The sequence below is a fragment of the Clostridia bacterium genome (genome assembly GCA_014360065.1).
Taxonomy (GTDB): Bacteria; Bacillota; DSM-521; order Neomoorellales; family JACIYF01; genus JACIYF01.
Genome location: JACIYF010000176.1, coordinates 1 through 3,966, shown reverse-complemented (window position 1 = coordinate 3,966; position 3,966 = coordinate 1). Strand labels below are relative to the sequence as shown.

The following is a 3,966-nucleotide window of genomic DNA, read 5'->3' as shown; positions in this document are numbered from 1 at the left end:
GGATTTGTGGTTGGATTTGAAGTCGGGCAAAGTATCTGTTGACACGCTGGTCAGCATCAGCGGCATAAGTGAGTTAAAGGAAATCTCTATGTGCGATGGTAGGATACGTATCGGCGCAGCCGTGACTCACGGCGAAGTCGCCTCGTCGCCTGTCATTAGACAGAGGGCGCCATTGCTGGCCCAGGCGTGTGGGTCCGTAGGCTCGGTACAAACCAGAAACGTCGGCACCGTGGTGGGTAACGTGATAAACGCGCAGCCTGCCGCGGACGCCGCAGTGGCGCTGGTGGCCCTGGGGGCAGAGGCCGAAATAAGGGATGAAAACGGGGTGTCGTATACCCCGGTTGAAAAGCTATACGCTGGGGTCGGGAAAAGCAAAATCGACAGTTCCAGGCAGCTGGTGACTGCCGTGACCTTTTCTGCTCTGCGCAAAAACCAGGGATCTGCTTTCGTTCGCTTGGCGCAGCGCAGAGCGATGGCGTTGCCGGTCCTGAACGTAGCTGTTGTGGTGACGCTTGCCAGCAACAAGATTGAGGAAATCAGAATAGTTTGTGCGCCGGTAGGGCCACAGCCGATGCGGGCATATACGGCCGAGCGGGTGCTGGCTGGTGCTGAGCCTCTCGAAGAAAAGATTCTAGAAGCGGCAAGGCTGGCGGCTGAGGAGGCAGATCCACGCGACAGCGCAGTGAGAGGATCCCGGGCATACCGAAAAGCCGTGTTGCCGGCCCTTGTAAGGAGGGCAGTGTCGGAAGCCGTTGCCGCAGCCGTCGCTAGCAGTTAATGTTGTTCATGAAACAAGTTGTGCACAAAAAGGAGTGAAATAGATGGGCACTCAAATTCTAAGGATAAAAATAAACGGTCAACCGCTGCAGCTGGAGATAAGTCCTTCTGCTTCGCTACTGGACGTCTTGCGTGAACACGCAGGGCTTACCGGTGCGAAACTTGGCTGCGGGCGGGGTGAGTGCGGGGCTTGCACTGTAATTTTGAACGGGAAGGCGGTGGCGTCCTGCATTCTTCCTGCAATGGAGGCCATGGATGCCAGCGTGGAAACCATCGAAGGCCTGAGCAAGGATGGCGAGCTTCACCCGCTGCAGCAGGCCTTTATAGACCACGGGGCGGTCCAATGCGGATACTGCACGCCGGGCATGATTATGTCTGCCAAGGCGCTGCTTGATAAGAATACCAACCCGAGCGAGGACGAGATAAAGGAGGCCATTGGCGGGAACCTCTGCCGCTGCACTGGCTACGTAAAGATCGTGGAAGCCATAAAGGCCGCAGCCGAAGTCACTCGGGAACGGTAAGAAAAGGGGGTAGACCAGGATGAAAAACTCCGTTGTGGGCAAGAGAATCCCTAGGTTGGACGCTCTGGAGAAAGTAACGGGAGCCGCTGTTTACACGGCAGATGTAAGGTTGCCCGGGATGCTGTATGGCAAGGTGCTGAGGAGCCCGTACCCGCACGCGGAGATTGTGGATATCGATACCAGCGAGGCTGAGAAACTGCCGGGTGTCAAGGCGGTTGTATGCTTCAAAAACACACCCAGGGTCAGGTTTAGGAGGGCGGCGAGCCTCGTACTGCCTCCGGCGGTGCCCATCAAGGACGAGTATATCTTTGACACGAGGGTCCGGTATGTGGGGGACGAGGTTGCCGCGGTAGCGGCTGAAAGCGAGGAAATCGCGGCAAAGGCGTTGAGGCTCATTAAGGTGAAATACAAGCAGTTGCCAGCCGTTTACGACCCCCTGGAGGCATTGCAGCCGGCCGCTCCCAGCATTCACGACCAGTGTCCGGAAGGCAAAAACATTATCGGAGGAAGACTGCGCATCCCCGTGGGTGACGTGGAAAAAGGGTTCGCCGAGGCTGACTATGTCTTTGAGCATACCTTTAAGTTGCCGGTAGTAAAGCACGCTCAGCTTGAAACCATGGATGCTGTGGCCGAGCCGGGGGCCGGCGGGGTGACCGTTTGGACCGGGTCGCAATCGCCTCACGAGGTAAGGATGACGTTGGCGGAGATTTTCGGGCTCCCTGTAAGCAAGGTCCGCGTTAAATCTCTTTATGCAGGCGGGGCGTTTGGTGCAAAGGCGGGCTTTTCCGGAAAAGCGGAGCCGATTGCGGTGGCTCTGGCGCTAAAAGCAGGAAAGCCGGTGAAGGTGGTTTACAGCCGGGAAGAGGATTTCATCGCCTCCGACACCAGGCACGCCGGGTACATCACCGTGAAAACGGGTGTCAAAAAGGATGGATCTTTTACGGCAAGGCAGGTTACATGCGTCTTAAACGGCGGGGCATATGCCAGCTGGAGTGACGCCGTAGCCGGTGTCGGGGTAATAGGGCTTTCCCTTTACCGTTGTCCCAATCAGCTTTATGAGGGTTACGCGGTATATACGAATACCACTATCGCCGGGGCTATGCGAGGTTTCGGGAATCCCCAGGTAACGTTCGCTGTGGAATCCCAGGTTGACATAATTGCCCGGGAGCTGGGAATGGATCCCTTGGAATTTAGGCTTAAAAACATTACCAGGCCCGGTGACCAGTGGATCCTGCCGTATCCCTGCACGACCTCCGGCCTGGAAGAATGCCTTAAGCGCGGTGCCGCGGCCATCGGCTGGGAGCGACGGGGCAAGTTTGACAACTCCAGCCACCGCAAGAGAGGCATAGGTGCTGCTATAGGTTCACATGTTTCAGGCGTTTGGCCTTTCATCGCCGACTACTCGAACGCCCGGGTCACTGTCGAGCAGGACGGTTCTGTTCACGTCGCCGCCGGATCCATGGAAATGGGAACGGGCATAAAGACGACGCTCGCTCAAATGGTGGCAGATGTTATGGGTGTCCCGGTGGAAAGGGTCGGGGTGACGTTGGGAGACGCCGAAGCCACCCCTTACGACGTTGGCGTGCACGGCAGCCGGGCTTGCTACGTAACGGGCATGGCGGCTGTTAAGGCGGCGCAGGAGGCCAGGAACAAGGTTTTGGATTACGCCGCAAAGCTTTTGGAGGCAGCGCCGGAGGACCTGGATATCGAAGACGGGATTGTATACGTGCGCAATGAGCCATCCAGGCAAATGACCCTGGATAAAATTGCCGAACACGCCCACCTTATGGCAGGAATTAACTTTACAGGCGTAGGAAATGCCGGTGGGCAGAACGCTCCGCCCTGGGAAGCGCATTTTGCCGAGGTGGAGGTGGACGTGGACACGGGGCAGGTCAGGGTGGTCAAAATGGTGGCCGCACACGATGTGGGAAGAGCGATAAACCCGCAGATTGTTGAAGGACAATTGGAGGGCGGTTTGGCGCAGGGCATAGGCTATGCGCTGGCCGAGGAGATAAAATACGACCAATCTGGTAGGCAGATCAACAAGAGCTTCCACGAGTACATGTTGCCCACTGCTCTGGACGTCCCGGAGATGCAAACTATCCTTGTGGAAACAAACGACCCCACTCACCCCCTCGGAGTTAAGGGGGTTGGTGAAACCGCCCTGGTACCTTCGGCGCCAGCCGTGGCCAACGCCGTAAGCGACGCGATCGGCTGCAGGTTTTTCGAGCTTCCGATTACGATGGAGAAAGTATATGCTGCCTTGGCAAAGGAGCGCGAAAAAAATTGTTAGTCGGGTAGGACCCAGCGTTTTGACAACCGGTGAACGTTCGGGAGGGTGTCAGACGTTGCCGCTGTTTGCCCGAAGAATCGCAAAAACCATGGCCCTGTCAGCCTCTACCCGGTTGGCCGCCAACTCAACACGGGGATAACACTTATGAAAAGGCGGAAGCTCGGCCTGGGACACTGGTGGCGGTAGTAAGCCCTCAGCGAGGAGTTTCGGACTCGATGGGGCGGCTGGTGGGGTTTCTGGCCAGCCTCACGGACCGCGTGGTGGCGGTGAGATGGCCTGGCGACGTGCGCAGCCAGGGGGGTGTACGGGAGCACTTGGGCGCTGGAGCAGTTGTGGGAGAAGCGGGGGCTGGGGTTTTGGTTGCGGGAGCTTGCC

4 protein-coding genes are annotated in these 3,966 nt (G+C 57.6%); all 4 read left to right on the top strand.

All coding sequences use genetic code 11. The features are described 5' to 3' along the window. The coding region (locus H5U02_14465; protein ID MBC7343626.1) for an FAD binding domain-containing protein at positions 1-778 on the top strand (778 nt) is incomplete at its 5' end. 43 nt (positions 779-821) lie between these two features. Next, positions 822-1,298: a (2Fe-2S)-binding protein gene (locus H5U02_14460; GenBank protein ID MBC7343625.1), complete on the top strand. Its 477-nt coding sequence runs from the start codon at positions 822-824 to the stop codon at positions 1,296-1,298. 19 nt (positions 1,299-1,317) lie between these two features. Beyond that, a complete protein-coding gene (locus H5U02_14455) occupies positions 1,318-3,591 on the top strand; it encodes a molybdopterin-dependent oxidoreductase (protein ID MBC7343624.1) in 2,274 nt (757 codons plus the stop codon). 215 nt (positions 3,592-3,806) lie between these two features. Further along, positions 3,807-3,966 (top strand): hypothetical protein (locus tag H5U02_14450; protein ID MBC7343623.1); only part of this gene is annotated, 160 nt, incomplete at its 3' end.